This window comes from Streptomyces sp. NPDC026500, assembly GCF_055567635.1.
Genome location: NZ_JBVHQB010000001.1, coordinates 35,637 through 55,321, shown reverse-complemented (window position 1 = coordinate 55,321; position 19,685 = coordinate 35,637). Strand labels below are relative to the sequence as shown.

At 69.4% G+C, this 19,685-nt stretch carries 15 protein-coding genes and 4 tRNA genes; 7 read left to right on the top strand and 12 right to left on the bottom strand.

The annotated features are described in order from the left end of the window. Positions 1-35: 35 nt before the first annotated feature. From ACZ4N5_RS00220 to purM, 4 genes are all read left to right on the top strand, one after another. A complete protein-coding gene (locus ACZ4N5_RS00220) occupies positions 36-830 on the top strand; it encodes a maleylpyruvate isomerase family mycothiol-dependent enzyme (RefSeq protein ID WP_467754920.1) in 795 nt (264 codons plus the stop codon). A 58-nt stretch (positions 831-888) separates the two neighbouring features. Continuing rightward, the gene (locus ACZ4N5_RS00215; protein WP_467754919.1) at positions 889-1,680 is read left to right on the top strand and encodes an META domain-containing protein; all 792 of its coding nucleotides are present in this window, start codon (positions 889-891) and stop codon (positions 1,678-1,680) included. 61 nt (positions 1,681-1,741) lie between these two features. After that, positions 1,742-3,268: an amidophosphoribosyltransferase gene (gene purF, locus ACZ4N5_RS00210; RefSeq protein WP_467754918.1), complete on the top strand. Its 1,527-nt coding sequence runs from the start codon at positions 1,742-1,744 to the stop codon at positions 3,266-3,268. A 42-nt stretch (positions 3,269-3,310) separates the two neighbouring features. Next, positions 3,311-4,411 carry a phosphoribosylformylglycinamidine cyclo-ligase gene (gene purM / locus ACZ4N5_RS00205; protein ID WP_467754917.1) on the top strand — a complete coding sequence of 367 codons (1,101 nt, stop codon included), beginning with the start codon at positions 3,311-3,313 and terminating at the stop codon, positions 4,409-4,411. A 180-nt stretch (positions 4,412-4,591) separates the two neighbouring features. Here purM and ACZ4N5_RS00200 read toward each other — a convergent pair whose 3' ends face one another. Further along, positions 4,592-4,846 carry a DUF3073 domain-containing protein gene (locus ACZ4N5_RS00200; protein WP_037615441.1) on the bottom strand — a complete coding sequence of 85 codons (255 nt, stop codon included), beginning with the start codon at positions 4,844-4,846 and terminating at the stop codon, positions 4,592-4,594. Between the two features lie 301 nt (positions 4,847-5,147). After that, positions 5,148-6,242 carry a Leu/Phe/Val dehydrogenase gene (locus ACZ4N5_RS00195; RefSeq protein WP_467754916.1) on the bottom strand — a complete coding sequence of 365 codons (1,095 nt, stop codon included), beginning with the start codon at positions 6,240-6,242 and terminating at the stop codon, positions 5,148-5,150. Positions 6,243-6,464: 222 nt separating this feature from the next. On the opposite strand from ACZ4N5_RS00195, the gene ACZ4N5_RS00190 reads away from it, so the two are divergent. Both ACZ4N5_RS00190 and bldC read left to right on the top strand, forming a co-directional pair. Beyond that, complete coding sequence (locus ACZ4N5_RS00190) at positions 6,465-7,313, top strand: DUF8083 family protein (RefSeq protein ID WP_467754915.1); 849 nt, start codon at positions 6,465-6,467, stop codon at positions 7,311-7,313. A gap of 609 nt (positions 7,314-7,922) precedes the next feature. Next, a complete protein-coding gene (gene bldC / locus ACZ4N5_RS00185) occupies positions 7,923-8,129 on the top strand; it encodes a developmental transcriptional regulator BldC (protein ID WP_003949541.1) in 207 nt (68 codons plus the stop codon). Positions 8,130-8,595: 466 nt separating this feature from the next. Here bldC and ACZ4N5_RS00180 read toward each other — a convergent pair whose 3' ends face one another. From ACZ4N5_RS00180 to ACZ4N5_RS00135, 10 genes are all read right to left on the bottom strand, one after another. Further along, positions 8,596-8,787, bottom strand: a complete 192-nt coding sequence (locus ACZ4N5_RS00180) for a DUF6274 family protein (protein ID WP_467754914.1) — start codon at positions 8,785-8,787, stop codon at positions 8,596-8,598. A gap of 340 nt (positions 8,788-9,127) precedes the next feature. Continuing rightward, positions 9,128-9,202, bottom strand: a tRNA-Asp gene (locus ACZ4N5_RS00175). 95 nt (positions 9,203-9,297) lie between these two features. After that, entirely contained in the window at positions 9,298-13,275 is a 3,978-nt protein-coding gene (hrpA, locus tag ACZ4N5_RS00170; protein ID WP_467754913.1) for an ATP-dependent RNA helicase HrpA, read from the bottom strand. Positions 13,276-13,368: 93 nt separating this feature from the next. Continuing rightward, positions 13,369-14,754, bottom strand: coding sequence for an FG-GAP repeat protein (locus tag ACZ4N5_RS00165; RefSeq protein WP_467754912.1), 1,386 nt, complete (start codon positions 14,752-14,754; stop codon positions 13,369-13,371). A gap of 258 nt (positions 14,755-15,012) precedes the next feature. After that, entirely contained in the window at positions 15,013-15,384 is a 372-nt protein-coding gene (locus ACZ4N5_RS00160) for a hypothetical protein (RefSeq protein WP_467754911.1), read from the bottom strand. 208 nt (positions 15,385-15,592) lie between these two features. Next, a tRNA-Phe gene (locus ACZ4N5_RS00155) sits at positions 15,593-15,666 on the bottom strand. 24 nt (positions 15,667-15,690) lie between these two features. Next, positions 15,691-15,765 (bottom strand) — tRNA-Asp (locus ACZ4N5_RS00150). A 49-nt stretch (positions 15,766-15,814) separates the two neighbouring features. Beyond that, positions 15,815-15,887, bottom strand: a tRNA-Glu gene (locus ACZ4N5_RS00145). 80 nt (positions 15,888-15,967) lie between these two features. After that, the gene (locus ACZ4N5_RS00140) at positions 15,968-17,551 is read right to left on the bottom strand and encodes a metallophosphoesterase family protein (RefSeq protein ID WP_467754910.1); all 1,584 of its coding nucleotides are present in this window, start codon (positions 17,549-17,551) and stop codon (positions 15,968-15,970) included. Positions 17,552-17,893: 342 nt separating this feature from the next. After that, a complete protein-coding gene (locus tag ACZ4N5_RS00135) occupies positions 17,894-18,244 on the bottom strand; it encodes a metallopeptidase family protein (RefSeq protein ID WP_467754909.1) in 351 nt (116 codons plus the stop codon). Between the two features lie 321 nt (positions 18,245-18,565). On the opposite strand from ACZ4N5_RS00135, the gene ACZ4N5_RS00130 reads away from it, so the two are divergent. Then, positions 18,566-19,663, top strand: coding sequence for a serine hydrolase domain-containing protein (locus ACZ4N5_RS00130; protein ID WP_467754908.1), 1,098 nt, complete (start codon positions 18,566-18,568; stop codon positions 19,661-19,663). Positions 19,664-19,685: the final 22 nt, after the last annotated feature.

The following is a 19,685-nucleotide window of genomic DNA, read 5'->3' as shown; positions in this document are numbered from 1 at the left end:
GGCGGCAAGGGCCGGACAGGCCCTAGGCTCGCCGTATGACCTCAGCCGGGAGACGCGCGCGTACCTATGACTCCGCCAAGATCCGTGCGGCGGTGCTCGCGCAGTTCGGGAACGTACGGGACGGTGTACGCGCCCTGAGCGAGGAGCAGTTGGCGCGCCCAGCGCAGCTCGGGGACTGGAGCGTGCGGGAGTTGGCCGCGCACATCACGATGGCCGTCGAGACGGTGAGCCGGCACCTCGACCTGCCCGCGCCCGCCGCGAAGGAACTCGCGCTGCTCGACTGGCCGTTCGGGACGGCGGCCCGCGCCGGGGACATCGCCGACGGCACGCGCGCGCTCGCCGCCGGCCATCCCGACCTCGACGCGCTCTACGCCGGCGCCGGACAGCGGATCACCGAGCGCCTGGCCACGGCCTCCGACGACCGGCTGCTCGCCGTGCGCGCCGGGGCGATGACCCTCGCCGACTACCTCGTCACCCGCACCGTCGAACTCGTCGTGCACACCGACGACCTGAACCGCGCCGCCGGTACCGACATCCCCTTCGACCGCCAGGCCCTCGCCGCCTGCACCCGGCTGCTCGCCGACACGCTCGCCGTGAAGGCGCCCGGCGCGTCGACGGAGGTCCGGATCCCGCCGTACGCCGTCGTGCAGTGCGTGGCAGGACCCCGGCACACCCGCGGCACTCCGCCGAACGTCGTCGAGACGGACCCGCTGACCTGGATCCGGCTCGCGACGGGACGTACGGAGTGGAAGGCGGCGCTGGACGACGCGAAGGTCAGCGCGAGCGGCGAGCGCGCCGACCTCGCGGGACTGCTGCCGCTGATGGGCTGAGCCCACGCGCACCGCCTCCGAGGGGAACCGGCCACCCCACCTCTCCCGTCACATCGGCATGGACAAGCAGCGAATGACCCTCGGTGTCCTGACCCTGCTTCCCCTGGCCGCCGCGTGCGGTACGCAGACGGCGGGGAGCGGTTCCGCCGGGACGGAAACGGCGCCCGTGACCGGCGTCCACTGGACGGTCGACAGCCTCACCGTGGGCGGGAGGACCGTGCGGGCGCCCTCCGGCGCGTATCTGAGGATCGGGGACGACGGTCGCGTCAGCGGCAACCTCGGCTGCAACGGGTTCGGCTCGAAGGCCACTCTCAAGGGTGACCATGTCGAGTTCGGCGGGATGTGGACGACCGACATGGCCTGCGAGAAGGGCGCGATGACCTTCGAGCGGAGCCTGGGCCGGACCTTGGCGGACAAGGGCGCGTTCACGACGAAGGCCGACGGCGACCGGCTGACGCTCACCGCCGAGGGCGGCGACCGGATCGGCCTCACCAAGGAGAAGGACGCACCCCTGCGGGGGACGAAGTGGACGGTCACGGCACTGGGTGACAAGAACGTCTCCCAGCCGCTCCCGAAGGGGGCGAACGCGTACTTCGTCCTCCGCGCGGACGGCACCTTCGACGGCCGGCTCGGCTGCAACCACGCGTCCGCCCAGGCCACCGTCGGCGACGGACATATCACCCTCGGCCCGGCCAGGATCACCCGCATGATGTGCCAAGACTCACTCATGAGGACCGAGAAGACGCTGCTGGGGCTCTTCGACGGCAAGGTCGACTACACGTTGGATCATCGCGGCATCGCGCTGACCAGCACGAACGGCACTGTGGTCAGCGCCGTGGCCGACGAATGATCCATTGAGGGCCCGTATCCCCAATTCGGACCAGTGGTCGATCTCGCCTACACTCGGTGCCGTGCCACGTGGTGACGGTCGACTCAATCATGATCTGCTCCCCGGTGAGAAAGGCCCCCAGGACGCTTGTGGCGTCTTCGGTGTCTGGGCTCCGGGCGAAGAGGTCGCCAAGCTCACTTACTTCGGGCTCTACGCCCTCCAGCATCGGGGTCAGGAATCCGCGGGAATCGCGGTCAGTAATGGCTCCCAGATCCTCGTCTTCAAGGACATGGGCCTCGTGTCCCAGGTCTTCGACGAGACCTCGCTCGGTTCGCTCCAAGGTCATATCGCGGTCGGTCACGCCCGCTACTCGACCACTGGTGCCTCCGTGTGGGAGAACGCCCAGCCGACGTTCCGTGCCACCGCGCACGGTTCCATCGCGCTCGGTCACAACGGCAACCTGGTCAACACGGCGCAGCTCGCCGAGATGGTCGCCGACCTGCCCAAGCAGGAAGGCCGCACCACTCGTGTGGCGGCCACCAACGACACCGACCTGCTCACCGCGCTCCTCGCGGCCCAGGTCGACGACGACGGCAAGCCGCTGACCATAGAAGAGGCTTCCGCCAAGATCCTGCCCCTGGTCAAGGGCGCCTTCTCGCTCGTCTTCATGAACGAGCACACGCTTTACGCGGCCCGTGACCCGCAGGGCATCCGCCCGCTGGTCCTCGGTCGCCTGGAGCGCGGCTGGGTGGTGGCCTCCGAGTCCGCGGCCCTCGACATCTGCGGCGCCAGCTATGTGCGCGAGATCGAGCCGGGCGAGTTCGTCGCCATCGACGAGAACGGTCTGCGGACCTCGCGATTCGCGGAAGCGAAGCCCAAGGGCTGCATCTTCGAGTACGTCTATCTGGCCCGCCCCGACACGGACATTGCCGGTCGGAACGTGTACCTCTCGCGCGTCGAGATGGGCCGCAAACTCGCCAAGGAAGCCCCTGTGGAGGCCGACCTGGTGATAGCGACCCCGGAGTCCGGGACACCCGCCGCGATCGGTTACGCGGAGGCCTCCGGCATCCCGTTCGGCGCCGGCCTGGTCAAGAACGCCTATGTCGGCCGGACCTTCATCCAGCCCTCGCAGACGATCCGCCAGCTCGGAATCCGCCTGAAGCTGAATCCGCTCAAGGAAGTCATCAAGGGCAAGCGCCTGGTCGTCGTCGACGACTCGATCGTGCGCGGCAACACCCAGCGCGCCCTGGTCCGGATGCTGCGCGAGGCCGGTGCGGCCGAGGTCCACATCCGGATCTCCTCCCCGCCCGTGAAGTGGCCGTGCTTCTTCGGCATCGACTTCGCGACCCGCGCCGAGCTGATCGCGAACGGCATGACGATCGAGGAGATCGGCACCTCGCTCGGCGCCGACTCCCTCTCGTACATCTCCCTCGACGGGATGATCGAGGCCACGACGATCGACAAGCCGAATCTGTGCCGCGCCTGCTTCGACGGCGAGTACCCGATGGAGCTTCCGGACCCCGAACTGCTCGGCAAGCAGCTCCTGGAGACCGAGCTGGCCGCGGGTCCCGCAGCCACGGCCGCGGCTGACGCCATCCGTCGCCCGTAGTGCCGCAGAGCCCCGTTTCACCAACCCGAAAGATCCCAGGCAATGTCTTCTGTGTCTGATCAGTCCCCTCCGGCGACGGGCAGTACCTCCGGTGCGTCCTACGCGGCTGCCGGAGTCGACATCGAGGCGGGCGACCGCGCCGTAGAGCTGATGAAGGAGTGGGTGAAGAAGACGCAGCGTCCCGAGGTCCTCGGTGGCCTCGGCGGCTTCGCCGGCCTCTTCGACGCCTCCGCCCTGAAGCGTTTCGAGCGTCCGCTGCTCGCCTCCGCCACCGACGGTGTGGGCACCAAGGTCGACATCGCCCGGCAGCTGGGCGTGTACGACACCATCGGCCACGACCTCGTCGCGATGGTCATGGACGACATCGTGGTGTGCGGCGCCGAGCCGCTCTTCATGACCGACTACATCTGTGTGGGCAAGGTCCACCCGGAGCGGGTCGCGGCCATCGTGAAGGGCATCGCCGAGGGCTGTGTCCTCGCGGGCTGCGCCCTGGTGGGCGGTGAGACGGCCGAACACCCCGGTCTGCTCGGTCCGGACGACTTCGACGTCGCGGGCGCCGGTACGGGCGTGGTCGAGGCCGACCAGCTGCTCGGCCCGGATCGCATCCGTACGGGTGACGCGGTGATCGCCATGGCGGCCTCCGGTCTTCACTCGAACGGGTACTCGCTCGTCCGGCACGTCCTCTTCGACCGGGCGAACCTGCGCCTGGACCAGCACATCGAGGAATTCGGCCGCACGCTCGGCGAGGAGCTCCTGGAGCCCACCAAGATCTACTCGCTGGACTGTCTGACGCTGACGAAGAGCGCCGAGGTGCACGCCTTCAGCCACATCACCGGCGGCGGTCTGGCGGCCAACCTGGCCCGTGTCATCCCGGACGGTCTGCACGCCGTGGTCGACCGCGAGACCTGGACTCCGGCCCCGGTCTTCGACCTGGTCGGCCGGACCGGTGGCGTCGAGCGCCTGGAGCTGGAGAAGACGCTGAACATGGGCGTCGGCATGATGGCGATCGTGCCCGAGGAGTCCGCCGAGGTCGCCCTCGCCGTCCTCGCGGACCGCGGAGTGGACGCCTGGATCGCCGGTGAGATCACCGAGCGCGGGGAGCACACCACGGGCGCGGCGCTCATCGGCGACTACGCGAGCTGACGCCGGCGACCACGGGGGCCGAGGCCCCCGAGCAGCACGAAACCCGGTCCGGCGCTGAGGCCCCGGACCGGGTGAAGTGCAGTCGCTACGAGAAATCCGCCAGGCGAGATCTACCAGAAACCCACGCCAGGAGATCCGCTACGAGAAGAGATCGCGGAAACTGCGAGGGACGCTGTTGCGTCAAGCGCCTCGACGTTGCGACTGGGGACCGGACTGGTCGTCCTCGTCCTCATCGTCGTCGTTGTAGAGATCCGCGTACTGTGCGTACGGGTCGTCTTCCTCGTCGTCGTCTTCGAACGGCTCGCCATTCGGCGGCTGGCTCGAAGTCGAAGCGCCCAGCTCATTGGCCAGACGCGAGAGGTCAGTCCCGCCGCTGCTGTACTTCAGCTGGCGGGCGACCTTCGTCTGCTTGGCCTTTGCCCGGCCGCGCCCCATGGCTCGACCCCCTCGGATACGGGGCTCGACGGCCCCAGAGTCTTGACACGCGTTCATGATCTGGAACGGACTCTCCGTGGAGAGACCGGTCCGTAGGGCTTCCACGGTACCTGAGCCCGCGCCCATACGGTACGTCGCCCGCAGCACGCGCCTTCGCCCAGAACCCGCGAGGTGCCCTGTCCTCGCTGGTCAACCGCGATTTTAACCTCTTCTTGGCGCACGACCCGCCGACAGACGTGAGAGTTCTCTCCCAACCGGCCGCCGACGGGTCCCTGACAAGCGCCTATGGCCCCGGAAGGCGTCAGTGCCGCCGTGCCTCCGCCATCCGCTGCTCGGCGATCCGGTCGGCCGCCGCGGCCGGCGGAATCCCGTCCTGCTTCGCACGTGCGAATATGGCCAGCGTGGTGTCGAAGATCTTCGACGCCTTGGCCTTGCACCGGTCGAAGTCGAAGCCGTGCAGCTCGTCGGCGACCTGGATGACACCGCCCGCGTTCACGACGTAGTCGGGCGCGTACAGGATCCCGCGGTCCGCGAGGTCCTTCTCCACGCCCGGGTGCGCCAGCTGGTTGTTGGCCGCACCGCACACGATCCGGGCCGTGAGCGCCGGAACGGAGTCGTCGTTGAGCGCCCCGCCCAGCGCACAGGGCGCGTAGATGTCGAGGCCCTCGGTGCGGATGAGCGCCTCGGTGTCCGCGACGGCCGTGACGCCGGAGGGGTGCCGGTCCAGGATCCGCTGTACGGAGTCGGCCCGCACGTCCGTGATCACGACCTCGGCGCCGTCCGCGCGCAGGTGCTCGACCAGGTGGTGGCCCACCTTGCCGACGCCGGCGACGCCGACCTTGCGGCCGCGCAGCGTCGGGTCGCCCCACAGGTGCTGGGCGGAGGCCCGCATGCCCTGGAAGACACCGAAGGCGGTCAGGACCGACGAGTCGCCCGCGCCGCCGTTCTCCGGGGAGCGGCCGGTCGTCCACCGGCACTCGCGCGCCACGACGTCCATGTCGGCAACGTAGGTGCCGACGTCGCACGCGGTGACGTACCGGCCGCCGAGCGAGGCGACGAACCGGCCGTACGCGAGGAGCAGCTCCTCGGACTTGATCTGCTCGGGGTCGCCGATGATGACGGCCTTGCCGCCGCCGTGGTCGAGACCGGCCATGGCGTTCTTGTACGACATCCCGCGCGCGAGGTTGAGGGCGTCGGCGACGGCCTCCTGCTCGCTCGCGTACGGGTAGAAGCGCGTGCCGCCGAGGGCCGGGCCCAGGGCGGTGGAGTGGATGGCGATGACGGCCTTGAGGCCGCTGGCGCGGTCCTGGCAGAGCACGACTTGCTCATGACCCCCCTGATCCGAACGGAAAAGGGTGTGCAGTACATCAGCAGGCGCGCCGGTTACGTCGGTCACTGTGGTGACTCCCAGGTAAAAAACGGCGGTTGGGTGCGAGGCCCGTGCGGATGGCGGGCTCCGTGGGAATGAGACTAGAGCCTGTGCCGACCCGCCCTCGGCGCAGTGTTCAGGATCACCTACGGGCGGGGTACGGCCATGGTTCGATTTGCATAGATTTCAATTCAGGTTCTGAGCGGTTTTCGCTGGTTTTCCCGGTGGTCGACGGGGGAGGGAGCAGGCGTGCCCAAGGTGTCCGCGGTGATCGTCCCGTACACGTCGTATCTGCGGGTGTACGAGCCACTGGCCGCGTTCCCCGAGTCCGAGCGCGCCCACTGGACGCGCTACGCCAGGCGCGCCGAGCGCCCCTCGTACCAGGACGAACTGCGCCGCTCGCTGGCCGACTTGCTGCCCACCCCGCCGGTCCCCGTGCCGGTGCACGAGAGCGGCGACGCGTTCGTCGCCGAGGTTGACGGTGTGGTGTGCGTCTGCCCCTGGCGCACCCGGCTGCGCGGCTGGCAGGCCCTGGACGAGCTGGGCGAGGAGCTCCCGGCGTCCGTGCTGGACGCGGTGCTGCCACCGCTGGTGCGCCGGCAGGCCGCGCTGGACTACGAGCGCTGGCTGGTGCGCAATCCCGACGCCCGCCCGTGGATCCGCACCTCGACCTGGCAGGTGCCGCTGAACTGGTTCGTTCTCGTCACCGACGAGGAGCGGGAGTACGAGAAGGGGACGGGCCCCGGCGGAGCCGCGCCGCTGCTGCGCTACCGGACGCCGATGGTGCAGGCGCGGCGGCGCACGGCGCGGGCTCTGCGGACGCTCAGGGACGCGCTGGACGAAGGACCGCTCATCGAGGGCCTGGTGGACGTGGGGCGCTGGCTGGAGGAGTTCCATCCGCGCTCGCTGGTCGAGCTGGACTACGGCGGGCTCGTGCACACACTGCCGGCCGGGCAGCTGGAGGACGACCACTCCGCCGCGGACGTCGCCGAGGGCATCGAGGCGCTGCGCACCGGGGACGGGGCGAAGGCGGGCGAGGCGTACGGCCGGCTGGTGGAGCGCTGGCGGTCGGTCAGGGACCGGCGTTCGTCGAACTGAGGCGCGCCGCGGGCGGGCGGGACCGGCGCGGGCTGTGCCAGTGGGTCGCGTGGGGCGGGAGGGGGGCCTGAGCCCCTTGTTCGGTGTGATCTGCTTCTCACAGGTTTCTGTCGAACTCGCGTATGGTCCTGACACGCTGAAGAACCCTCACTCCAGGACGTAGGTCCCGATCCGGGCTTATACGTCAACGGGTGTCAAGCGTGACGGACGGCACTTACCCGGCTCTTGCATCGCTTCCCCCTCCTCGTGTCAAAATAGGACAAGGAGCCCGGGGGAGGGCTCCCTCCGCCCACGTTTGGGGGGGAATCTCGGCATTGCACGCTTTGGGGGGTCTGGTGACTCCTGATCGCCCTGTGACTGATCGTCACAGCGGTGTGACTGTCCGCTATGGCATGGTCCATCGGCTTCCGTCGCTGATGAACACCTGGGAGGGCAATTCCATCGGTTTGGCCGACGCGGCTGGACGGATGGTGTAGTTGTAGTGCCGAGGACAAGCCGTTCGTCCTATAACCGACTCGACTCGCGTCCGCCATTTCGGGCAACGCGGGTCAAGGTGCAGAATTTAGAGGAAAGAACCGAGAAGGTTCGGTTCTCCCGAGGAGGCCGCTCATGACCGCTCGCACCCCTGATGCCGAGCCGCTGCTGACCCCGGCTGAGGTCGCCACGATGTTCCGCGTCGACCCCAAGACGGTCACACGGTGGGCGAAGGCCGGCAAGCTTACGTCCATCCGCACGCTCGGCGGGCACCGCCGTTACCGCGAGGCTGAGGTCCGCGCACTGCTTGCGGGTATCCCGCAGCAGCGCAGCGAAGCCTGAACCATCGCATAACCGGACAAGTCAACGGATCCCCCAACCCGTCGAGGCGTCCACACCACAGCTCCAAGCGACGCGGGTTCTGCCCCAACAGAGCTCACGCCCAAGCTTTATTGCCACTTGAACAGGGTGCGTCGTAGATCGCGCTGGACTCCGCCGAGTCCAGCGCGATCTTTTTTGTGCGGTCCGCACGCCTCGGCGGCCGACCCGTGAGCGGCCTTGTCGGAGTCTGGGGGCGGGTGTCGGATCGGCCGTGGATGTCCTCGACGAGGGGTGCAATTGCACATATTAAATTGACTGGTTGTATGAGAGGGGTAAGTTCCACACTTCTGAAAACATATGCGGTGACTCCTGTCACATGCCACAGTCCTTGTCGCCTGCGAGCCTTCTGCGCTAGGGGAGTTGGGGCCGCGAGGGGGTGCCCGCACAGGGGCGCGCACCGCGTGATGGTCGTGGCACCGGTCCTCGGTCACGCCGTTGAGGGACTCTCGTCCTCCGGGGTGCTCTCGGGGTCCTGCTCGTCGTGCGGAGTCGGTTCCATGGCCAGCCGCGCGAGCTGGTGGCAGATCGGGCAGTGCCGCGTCAGGTGGCGGTACCCGGAGGCGGCCGCCAGATGGGCTCGGAGCAGAGCCCGTGTCTCGTGCCGAGCGGACACCGCCATACGCACCTCCAGAGGGCCGGCAGGGCGAGGGCCCTGGATTCCGGGGTACCGGCGGAATGTGACGCCGTCAAGGGACGCGAACGCGCCGCAGGGGCGCCCCCGGAGGCACTGGCGGCAGTGCGCGGACCGGTGCGCGCACGCGAACGGGGGCGGACGCGCGGACGGCGACGCGGACGGATGCGCGGACGCGAACGACCGAACGAACCGGCCCCCGCGCCCCGGACAGGCCGAAGACCGTGCACGCGCGGTCCCGGGCCGCGGGCCGCGCCGCATCTGCAAAAGCGGCCGGGAGCGGACATGCGAAAAGGCCCGGAGCCGAAGCTCCGGGCCTTTCTTCATGCGGTCCTGACGGGATTTGAACCCGCGGCCTCCACCTTGACAGGGTGGCGAGCACTCCAAACTGCTCCACAGGACCTGGTTTCGCAGCGACTTGTTCTTGCGCTGTGCTGCGAAAAGAGACTGTACAGGAGGGCGGGCCCGGGGTCGAACTCACCACACGTACAGGCGCCGTTACGGGACGGCGGCGTCGATCGCCTTCACGATCCGCTTGTCGGAGACGGGGTACGCCGTGCCGAGCGCGTGGGCGAAATAGCTGACCCGGAGCTCCTCGATCATCCAGCGGATGTCCAGGACCGACGAGGGCACCGGCCGGCCCTGCGGCAGCTGTTCCAGGAGCCAGGCGTACTCGTCCTGCATCTCGTGGACCTTCTCCATGCGGCTGGTGTCCCGCTGGACGCCGGTCGGCATCTGCTGGAGACGGCGGTCCGCGGCGACCAGATAGCGCATCAGGTCCGGCAGCCGCCGCAGTCCCGTCGCCGTGACGAAACCGGGCTTCACAAGGGCGTCCAGCTGCTTGCGTACGTCCGTGAGGTTCGCGAGCAGCGCCGGGCTCCTGACGCCCTTCAGGCGGCGCTCACAGGCCTGCCAGGCGGCGAGCACCTGCTGCACCTGCCCGACGGTGCGCACGGTCGTGTCGACGATCTCGGCGCGCACTTTGTCGTACAGCTTCCGGTAGGACTCCTCGTCCCAGGCCGGGCCGCCGAAGTCCGCGATCAGCTTGTCCGCGGCGGCCATCGCGCAGTCGTCGAAGAGGGCCTGGACCGAGCCGTGCGGGTTCGCGGACAGGGCGAGCTTCTGGGCGTTGGTCAGCTTGTCCGAGGCGAACTTGCCCGGGTTGACCGGGATGTTCCGCAGGATCAGCCGGCGGGTGCCCCTCCACATGGCCTCGGCCTGCTCGGCCTCCGTGTCGAAGAGCCGTACGGAGACGGTGTTCGCCGCGGGTCCGTCGTCGACCAGGGCCGGGTACGCCTTCACCGGCTGGCCCGCCCGGCGCGTCTCGAAGAGGCGGCTGAGCGAGCCGATCGTCCAGTCCGTCAGCCCCGTGCGTTCCAGGGACTCGCCGCCCTCGCGCTCCGCCGTCGCCGCGGCGGCCTGCGAGATCGCCTGGCGCGCCTTCGGCTTCAGCCGGAGCTTCAGGGCCTCCAGGTCCTTGTCCTCGGCGAGCTTGCGGCGCCGCTCGTCGACGATCCGGAACGTGATCCTCAGATGGTCGGGGAGCCGGGACCAGTCGAAGTCGTCGGCCGTCAGAGGTACTCCGACCATGCGCTTGAGCTCGCGCGCCATGGTCAGCGTCAGCGGTTCCTGGAGCGGTACGGCCCGCTCCAGGAACTTCTGGGCGAAGTTCGGGGCGGGAACGTAGTTCCGCCGGATCGGCTTCGGGAGGGAACGGATCAGCTCCGTCACCACTTCCTCCCGCAGGCCCGGGATCTGCCAGTCGAAGCCCTCGTCCGTGACCTGGTTCAGGACCTGGAGCGGGATGTGGACGGTCACGCCGTCCGCGTCCGCGCCCGGCTCGAACTGGTAGGTCACCCGGAACTTCAGCCGTCCCTGGAGCCAGGAGTCGGGGTAGTCGTCCTTGGAGACCGCCCCGGCCCGGTCGTTGATGAGCATCGAGCGCTCGAAGTCGAGGAGCTCGGGCTCCTCGTGGCGCTTGTGCTTCCACCAGGAGTCGAAGTGCGCCCCGGACACGACGTGTTCGGGCACCCGCTGGTCGTAGAAGTCGTACAGGGTCTCGTCGTCGACCAGGATGTCCCGGCGGCGGGCCCGGTGTTCCAGCTCCTCGACCTCGGTGAGGAGCTTGCGGTTGTCGGCGAAGAACTTGTGGTGCGTACGCCAGTCGCCCTCGACGAGCGCGTTGCGGATGAACAGCTCGCGGCTGGCCTCCGGGTCGATCCGCCCGTAGTTCACCTTCCGCTGCGCGACGATCGGCACGCCGTACAGCGTGACCTTCTCGTACGCCATCACGGCGGCCTGGTCCTTCTCCCAGTGCGGTTCGCTGTACGTCCGCTTGAGGAGATGGCCGGCCAGCGGCTCGACCCACTCCGGCTCTATGCGGGCGTTGACGCGCGCCCACAGCCGCGAGGTCTCGACGAGCTCGGCGGACATCACGAAACGCGGGGGCTTCTTGAAGAGCGCCGAACCCGGGAAGATCGCGAACTTGGCGTTGCGCGCGCCCAGGTACTCGTTCTTCCCCGTGCTCTTCCCGCTCTCCCCGCCGGTCTCCTTCACGTCCTTCATGCCGACGTGCGAGAGCAGACCGGCGAGCAGGGAGACATGGACGCTCTGCTCGGGCGCGTCCTCCTCGTTCAGATGGATGCCCATCTGCTTGGCGACCGTCCGGAGCTGGCTGTAGATGTCCTGCCACTCGCGGATGCGCAGGAAGTTCAGGTACTCCTGCTTGCACATGCGGCGGAACGCGGACGAGCCGCGCTCCTTCTGCTGCTCGCGGACGTAGCGCCACAGGTTCAGGAAGGCGAGGAAGTCGGACGTCTCGTCCTTGAAGCGGGCATGCTGCTGGTCGGCCTGCGCCTGCTTCTCCGACGGCCGCTCGCGCGGGTCCTGGATGGAGAGCGCGGCCGCGATCACCATGACCTCGCGGGCACAGCCGTTCTTGTCGGCCTCCAGGACCATCCGGGCGAGCCGGGGGTCGACGGGCAGCTGGGCGAGCTTGCGGCCGGTCGGCGTGAGCCGCTTGCGTGCGTCCTTCTCCGCCGGGTCCAGCGCGTTCAGCTCCTGGAGGAGCTGGACGCCGTCGCGGATGTTGCGGTGGTCCGGCGGGTCGATGAACGGGAACTTCTCGATGTCGCCGAGGCCGGCCGCGGTCATCTGGAGGATGACGGAGGCGAGGTTCGTACGGAGGATCTCGGCGTCGGTGAACTCCGGCCGGGCGACGAAGTCGTCCTCGGAGTACAGCCGGATGCAGATGCCGTCGGACGTACGGCCGCAGCGGCCCTTGCGCTGGTTAGCGCTGGCCTGCGAGACCGGCTCGATGGGCAGCCGCTGCACCTTCGTGCGGTGGCTGTACCGGGAGATGCGCGCGGTGCCCGGGTCGATGACGTACTTGATGCCCGGGACGGTCAGGGAGGTCTCGGCGACGTTGGTCGCCAGAACGATCCTGCGCCCGGTGTGCGCCTGGAAGACGCGGTGCTGCTCGGCGTGCGACAGCCGGGCGTACAGGGGCAGGACCTCAGTGAAGCGGTAGTTCTTCTTCGTCAACGCGTCGGCCGTGTCGCGGATCTCGCGCTCTCCCGACAGGAAGACGAGGATGTCGCCCTTGCCCTCGGCCTGGAGCTCCTCGACGGCGTCGCAGATCGCGGTGATCTGGTCGCGGTCCGCGTCCTCGGAGTCCTCCTCCAGGAGCGGGCGGTAGCGCACCTCCACGGGATACGTCCGGCCGCTCACCTCGACGATCGGGGCCTCGCCGAAGTGCCGGGAGAAACGCTCCGGGTCGATGGTCGCGGAGGTGATCACGACCTTGAGGTCGGGGCGCTTGGGCAGCAGCTGGGCGAGGTAGCCGAGCAGGAAGTCGATGTTGAGGGACCGCTCGTGGGCCTCGTCGATGATGATCGTGTCGTACGCGCGCAGCTCGCGGTCCGTCTGGATCTCCGCGAGGAGGATGCCGTCCGTCATGAGCTTGACGAAGGTGGCGTCCGGGTTCACCTGGTCGGTGAAGCGGACCTTCCAGCCGACTGCCTCGCCGAGAGGCGTGTCCAGCTCGTCCGCGACCCGCTCGGCGACGGTACGCGCGGCGATACGACGGGGCTGGGTGTGCCCGATCATGCCGCGGACGCCACGGCCCAGCTCCATGCAGATCTTCGGGATCTGGGTGGTCTTGCCGGACCCGGTCTCACCGGCGACGATCACCACCTGGTTGTCGCGGATGGCCTCCGCGATCACGTCCTTCTTCTGGCTGACCGGCAGCTGCTCGGGATACGTGATGGCGGGCACGCGGGCGCGGCGCTCGGCCATACGGAGCTCGCCCTTGTTGACCTCCGCCTCGATCTCGGCGAACACGGCGGAGCGGGCCTCGGGCTTGTGGATCTTGCGCGCGCCTTCGAGCCTGCGCCCGAGCCGGTGCGCGTCGCGCAGGGACAGCTGGGCCAGACGTGCGGCGAGATCGCCGAGGGCGGGGGCAGGGTGCGTAGACATACGCGGTCCAGGATCTCACCTCGGGCAAAGAAGGGGCGAACCCTTTTGGGCCCGCCCCCTCGCGGCCGCACGGTGCCGTGCGAGGCCGGTCCGTCAGGAGACCATGACAAAGGAGAAATAAGTGTTCCTCTTGTCCGTGCCGCCGAGGGTGCGGTAGCTGAAGGACACCAGGCCCTTGGTGGTGGGGGCCGAACCGCCGGACGGGAAGTACCAGACGTTGCCGACGTCCTGGTTCTCGAACTCCGTACCCACCACGAGTTCGCTGCGGCCGTCCCGGTTCATGTCGGTGAGCAGCAGAGTGCTCCCCCACCTGTCGTAGTACTCGTTCGCGCCCGGCACGCCGGGGGAGTTCTGGTTGTAGGCGATGGCGCCGGTGGCGGTCAGGCCCTTCGCGGAGCCGCGCAGCACCGTCACCCCGCCGGTCGTCGAGACTCCGGAGATGCTCTCCTGCTGGGAGCTGACCGCGACGTCCGCGTAACCGTCGTGGTTGATGTCACCGGTGGCGAGGGCGAAGCCGAAGCGGTCGTACTTCTCGCCCGTGCCCGGGACGCCCGGCGTGTCCTGGCTGATCCGCACCGCCGGACGGGTGGTGCTCAGGCCGGTGGCGCTGCCGTAGTTGACGATGATGGAACCGCCCACCACGCCAGCGGGGTTGTAGCCCTCCAGGTATCCGCCCAGGATCACGTCGCCGAAGCCGTCCCCGTCCACGTCGCCGATCGCCGCGCTCGCGCCCAGACCCGAGAGCCGACGCGGGCTGTGCAGCCCGCCGGGCGAACCGAGCAGCAGGACCGCACCGGCGTAGTACCCCTCCTTCGGAGGCGTCCGGTGGATCGAACCGAGCATGATGAGGTCGGTCGCGCCGTCGCCGTTCACCTCGCCCGCGACCATGTGCTGGCCCCCGAAGTCGGCGTCGATGTCCTGGTACGAGTACGCGTCGACCGCGGCCGGTTCGCCGGCCCGGGAGAACGGGCCCCTGTCGATGTGGAACCCGGCGTAGTTGCCCGGGACCGCGAGGTCCTCGTGCCCGTCCCCGTCGAAGTCCCCGGCGACCATCCCGTCGTCCGCAGTGCCGTCGGCCAGGAGGGTGCCGCCGGACAGACCGCGCGGGCCGCCCCACACCACGACGGGCGCCCGGCCGTAGACCATGATCACGAGGTCGTCGTAGCCGTCGCCGTCCAGGTCACCCGGGGTGACGTCCCCGGCGAAACCCGTCGCCGTGGCCACCGAGGCGGGGATGCCGGGGGAGTCCTTGGTGATCCTGGCCTTTCGCGCGGTGCTGAGTCCGCCCGGCCCTCCGTAGAGCACGGACGCCGCGCCGCCTCCGGTGACCACCATGTCCCCGTAGCCGTCGCCGTTGAAATCGACCCGCGGCGCCGCCACCGGTGCGGCGACGGCCTCGGTCGGATCGCCCACGCCGACGGCGGTGATCCCGGCGACCAGTGACGCGACCAGCCCGATCGCCAACCGGGTTCTCCGCATACCCACTCCCTCTCCCCTGGGCGTGTCGGCGGATTCACCCCACGTCCCGCCACGCAAGATCGGTCAGTGGGGCGAAAGGTTGTACGGCGGAAGGTTGTACGGATGGACACCGGGTACGCGCTCGGCCGTCCGGGCTTCGCCCTTGGTGACCTGCGCACCGATCTCGGCGAGCACGGCGGAGCGGCGTCGTGGTGCGGAACCCGGTCCGGCCGCCCCGGCCGCGGCACGCGCGAGTCCTGGTGGCCGTCGGCTCCGGGGCTACTCCTGGAGTTGCGGCTGTTCCCGGGCCGCGTCCGGGGACGCCGCCGGCGCCGGGACTGCCGCTGAGGTCGCGGCTGATCCCGGGACCTTTTCCGAGGCTGCTGCCGCTCCCGGGACTGCTGCTGGGGCGGGGGCCTGCGGTTGCGCCATGGCCCTGGCCGTATTCGAGACCGCCTTGATGCCCAGGTAGGCCGTGGTCGTGCCGCTCACCGCGGTGAAGGCGGCGGTCAGCACGCCGACGCTCACCGCATCGTTGCCGTGGAGCTGCCAGACCCCGAAGACCGCGACGCCGACGACCGCGAGGTTGCTCATGACGACCGCCGTCAGCCCGTAGCGGGCGCGGTAGCGCTCCAGATCCAGCTCGCGCACCGGTCTCGACCTGTCACCGTTCGACACCATTCGTTCCCCCGTCCGAGACATGGCGTCCGCGCCGTCGCGTCCGCGGGCCAGAACGTAGCGCCATGCGTGAGGCATGCCAAGTCGAGGACGGGCCGGGCGGGACACCGGTGGCGAGTGAGCCGGACAGCTCTGGGGCATACGAAAAAAGGCCCCGATCCGAAGATCGAGGCCTTTGCTGTGGCTGGGGCCGGGGTCGAACCGGCGACCTATCGCTTTTCAGGCGATCGCTCGTACCAACTGAGCTACCCAGCCACGAGGTTTCCGAGGAAACCTCAGCGGTCCTGACGGGATTTGAACCCGCGGCCTCCACCTTGACAGGGTGGCGAGCACTCCAAACTGCTCCACAGGACCAAGCTGTTGTGTGCGAACAAGCGAAGCAAGTGTCGCACACGGTGTTACGTGCCCCCAACGGGATTCGAACCCGTGCTACCGCCTTGAAAGGGCGGCGTCCTAGGCCGCTAGACGATGAGGGCTATCGGCCCGCCTGCGCGCTTTCCAGCGCGTCGGGGACGTCATGAGCATATGGGATGGCGGCGGGTATCGCCAAAACGGTTTACGGGGAGGTCCCGGAGGGGTTCGGAGAGGGCGTCGGCGACGAGGTGGCTCCGGGCTGGTTCTCCTTCACGAGATGGCGGCTGACCTCGGCCGTCGTCAGACCCAGCCCGCCCAGTTTGATCTCGTCCCAGGCCTGGAGCCGGTGGGTGTCCCGGTCGAAGTAAAGGACGGAGGCCTCGATCGGGTCGGGGTAAGCGCCCTCGACCGCGCGCAGCCCGCTGCCGCCCGTCGAGCCCTCGACGCGCAGCCGAGTGCCGTACTGCATGACCTCCATCCCTTCGTGGTGCAGATGACCGGCCAGCGCCAGGGGCACCTGGCCGTCCGTCCCGCGGGCGGCCGACGGTTCGTGGGCGACGGCGATGTCCACCGGGGTGCCCGCGGCGAGCTGGTCGCTCAGGGCCGAGGCCAGCCGGGCGCCCGCGAGATCCTCCGCCGCGTCGCCGCCCGGCGCGACCGCGCGGTCCGGGGTGAACTGGGGGTCGCCGATGCCGGCGAAGCGCAGGCCGGCGACGGTGACCGCGCGGCCGTTGTCGAGGACGTGCACGTTCTTCATGCGTTCCAGGTAGCGCTGTGTCTCGCGCGAGTCGTGGTTGCCGCGGACCCAGACGTACGGCGCGCCCAGGTCCCGGATCGGGTCCAGGAAGCCGTTCTCGGCCGCCGATCCATGGTCCATGGTGTCGCCGGAGTCGACGATCACGTTGATGGAGTACTGCGTCACGAGCGAGGCGATGATCTTCCAGCTCGCCGGGTTCAGATGGATGTCGGAGACGTGCAGGACCCGGATCGTGGTCGGGTCGGGCTCGTAGACGGGGAGGGTGGAGGTGACGTCGTACAGCTTCGTCACGTTCGTCACCAGACGCGCCAACTCCTTCTGGTAGACGTCGAATTCGCTCACGATGCTGCGGGCGTCGCCGACCAGTGAGGGTGCGGAGGCGAGGAGTCCGGAGTACTTCGGCTCCAGGACCGACTCGGGGTTCCAGGTGGCGAAGGCGGTCGCTCCCGAGGCGGTCAGCAGGGCGAGGGCGAGGCCGCCGGCGGTGAGGGCCCGGCGCGGGCGGCGGTAGACCGCGAGGCCGAGGGCGGAGGCGCCGGCGACCACCGCTATGCAGGAGCGGACGGCCAGGTCGAGGGTGCCGTGCTCGACGTCCCGCACGACTTCGTCCTGGAGTCCGGCGAGGCGCTCCGGGTGGTCGACGAGGGCCTGGGAGCGCTCCGGGTCGAGCCGGTCCACGTCCACGTCGAGGCGCAGCGGGGCCTCGTGGCTGCGCAGTTCCAGTGCGCCGAGCGGTGAGATGTTGATCTTCGTGCCGCCGGTGAGGGAGGGGCGCAGGGTCATGGTGGTGTTCATGGGGCCGACCGGGACGCGGACGTCGCCCACGACCAGCAGTCCGAGCCAGGCGCCGAGCAGCACCACGCAGAGAAGTCCGAGGGCGCGGGCGTACGGGTTCGGCCGGGCGGCGAGTTCGAGCACCGGGCCCTTGCGGCGGCCGTGGCGGCGGCGGGTGAGCGCGTGCAGCGCCCGGCGGGCGCGGTCGGTCGTGCGGCGGACGGTGGCGGTTGCGGCAACGCGGACGCGGGCCATTGGTCCCGTATGCCCAAGGGTTGGGGCGGGTATGCGGGAGTTCCTTCACCCTTGCGGGACGGGTGTGCGGGCGCCCGCGGTCGTGCCGGGTCTGGGTCCGAGGCCGGGGCGGTCCGGCGCCGGGTCTGAGGCCGTGGTCGTGCCGGTCCGGGTCTGAGGCTGGTGGGGGCGGTCTGCGTCTGGGTCTGAGGTCGGGCGGTCCTGGGCCGAGTCTGAGGCTGGGGTCGTGCCGGGTCTTGGTCCGAGGTCGTGGTTGTGGCGGGCCTGGCCCGAGGTCGGGGGCGGGCCGGGTCCGTGCGGGGAGGTGGGCTGCGCTCGGCCGCGGGCCCGTTCGTGCTTCGGTCAGCCCCAGCCCAGCTCGTGCAGCCGCTCGTCGTCGATGCCGAAGTGGTGGGCGATCTCGTGGATCACGGTCACCGCGACCTCGTGGACCACGGCGTCCGAGGTCTCGCACATGCGCAGCGTGGGGCCCATGTAGATCGAGATGCGGTCGGGGAGCACCCCGGCGTACCACTCGCCGCGGTCGGTCAGCGGGGTGCCCTCGTAGAGGCCCAGCAGTTCGGGGTCGTCCGCTGGAGGCTCGTCCTCGACGAACACGGCGACGTTGTCCATGACCCGGGTCAGCTCGGGCGGGATCCGGTCGAGCGCCTGGCTCACGAGCTCTTCGAAGGTTTCGCGCGTCATCTCCAGCACAAGGCCATTGTCGGGGACGGCGCGCCACCGGCGGCGTACGACGGAGACTCCGGAGGGCCTGATCCGGTTGAGGGGGAGCCGGTCGTCTGCCCCACATGGGGTGTCTCATACCAGTTCCGGAGTGTTCTGTCGAATTGACATCAATCGTCCGGACATAGTGCGGGCATGACCCGCATCCCTATCCCGACGCGACCGCGGACCCGTGCGCGCGCTGCCCGCAGGGCCCTCCTCTGCGCCGCTCTCCTCGCCGTCACGGTCCAGGCCACCGCCGCCGCACCGGCGTCCGCCGGGGGGCCCGGACGTTCTGACAGAAGCGACTGTGTGAGGACCGAGAGACCTCTCGACGGCGAGGCCCGTGAGGTTCTCGACATCACCCGCAGGGCGAAGGCCGAACTCCATCTGAAGTCCGTGGAGCTGAAGGTCACCAGCGACGGGCGCGAGGTCCTCACCGACGCGCTCGGCGAGTCCATGACCGGTGTCCCGGCCCAGCCGGACATGCACTTCCGTGCCGGTTCCGTGGCCTTCTCCTACGTCGGCACGGCCCTCCTCCAGCTGGTCGAGGAGGGGAAGGTCCGCCTCGACGACACCGTGGAGCGCTGGCTGCCCACTCTGCCCAAGGCGAACCAGATCACCCTGCGGATGCTGGCCACCAACACCACCGGGCTGCACGACTACGTCACCGACCCGGCCTTCCTGGCCGAGCTGGAGGCCCACCCGTTCCGCCAGTGGACCCCTAAGCAGCTGCTCGCGTATCCCTACAGCCACCCGTTCTGGTACAAGCCGGGCACCAACTGGAGCTATTCCCACGCCAATTACGTGCTGCTGATCCAGGCTCTGGAGAAGATCACCGGCACCCGGATCGACAGGTTCCTGAGGGAGCGGGTCACGGGTCCGCTGGGTCTCGACAACACCCGGAACAACTTCACCCCCGACATCCCGCGTCCGGTCCTGCACGCCTTCACGTCCGAGCGCGGCCTGTACGAGGAGTCCACCTTCTGGAACCCCTCGTGGACCACCGCGCCCGGCGCGGTCATCACCACGCACATCTGTGACCTGGCCCGCTCGGCGCAGGCCATCGGCAGCGGCGAACTCCTCTCGCACCGCTCCTACCGCACCCTGCTCAACCCGGGGACGGTCGGCCTCGGTCACGCGACCGCCACCTGTCCCGCCACGGTCTGCCTGGAGCAGACCAGGGCCAAGCACTTCGGGCTCGGTGTCATCGTGATCAACGGATGGGTCCTGCAGAACCCGTCGTTCTCGGGCTACGCGGCGATCCAGGCGTATCTCCCGTCCGACCGTCTCGCCATCGCGATCAGCGCCACCAAGGCCAAGGACACGCCCGACGGCAACATGGCCGAAGTGGTCGCCCAGCGCATCGCGGCCGCGCTGGCCCCGGAGGCCCCGCTGGCGATCGGCTGACCCGCGGCACCTCCCGGATCGC

What these genes read in the sequence shown, in the direction of transcription:
- ACZ4N5_RS00220 (WP_467754920.1), top strand. Translation starts at nt 36, where the DNA reads ATGACCTCAGCCGGGAGACGCGCGCGTACCTATGACTCCGCCAAGATC.
- ACZ4N5_RS00215 (WP_467754919.1), top strand. Translation starts at nt 889, where the DNA reads ATGGACAAGCAGCGAATGACCCTCGGTGTCCTGACCCTGCTTCCCCTG.
- purM (WP_467754917.1), top strand. Translation starts at nt 3,311, where the DNA reads ATGTCTTCTGTGTCTGATCAGTCCCCTCCGGCGACGGGCAGTACCTCC.
- ACZ4N5_RS00200 (WP_037615441.1), bottom strand. Translation starts at nt 4,846, where the DNA reads ATGGGGCGCGGCCGGGCAAAGGCCAAGCAGACGAAGGTCGCCCGCCAG.
- bldC (WP_003949541.1), top strand. Translation starts at nt 7,923, where the DNA reads ATGACCGCTCGCACCCCTGATGCCGAGCCGCTGCTGACCCCGGCTGAG.
- ACZ4N5_RS00180 (WP_467754914.1), bottom strand. Translation starts at nt 8,787, where the DNA reads ATGGCGGTGTCCGCTCGGCACGAGACACGGGCTCTGCTCCGAGCCCAT.
- hrpA (WP_467754913.1), bottom strand. Translation starts at nt 13,275, where the DNA reads ATGTCTACGCACCCTGCCCCCGCCCTCGGCGATCTCGCCGCACGTCTG.
- ACZ4N5_RS00165 (WP_467754912.1), bottom strand. Translation starts at nt 14,754, where the DNA reads ATGCGGAGAACCCGGTTGGCGATCGGGCTGGTCGCGTCACTGGTCGCC.
- ACZ4N5_RS00140 (WP_467754910.1), bottom strand. Translation starts at nt 17,551, where the DNA reads ATGGCCCGCGTCCGCGTTGCCGCAACCGCCACCGTCCGCCGCACGACC.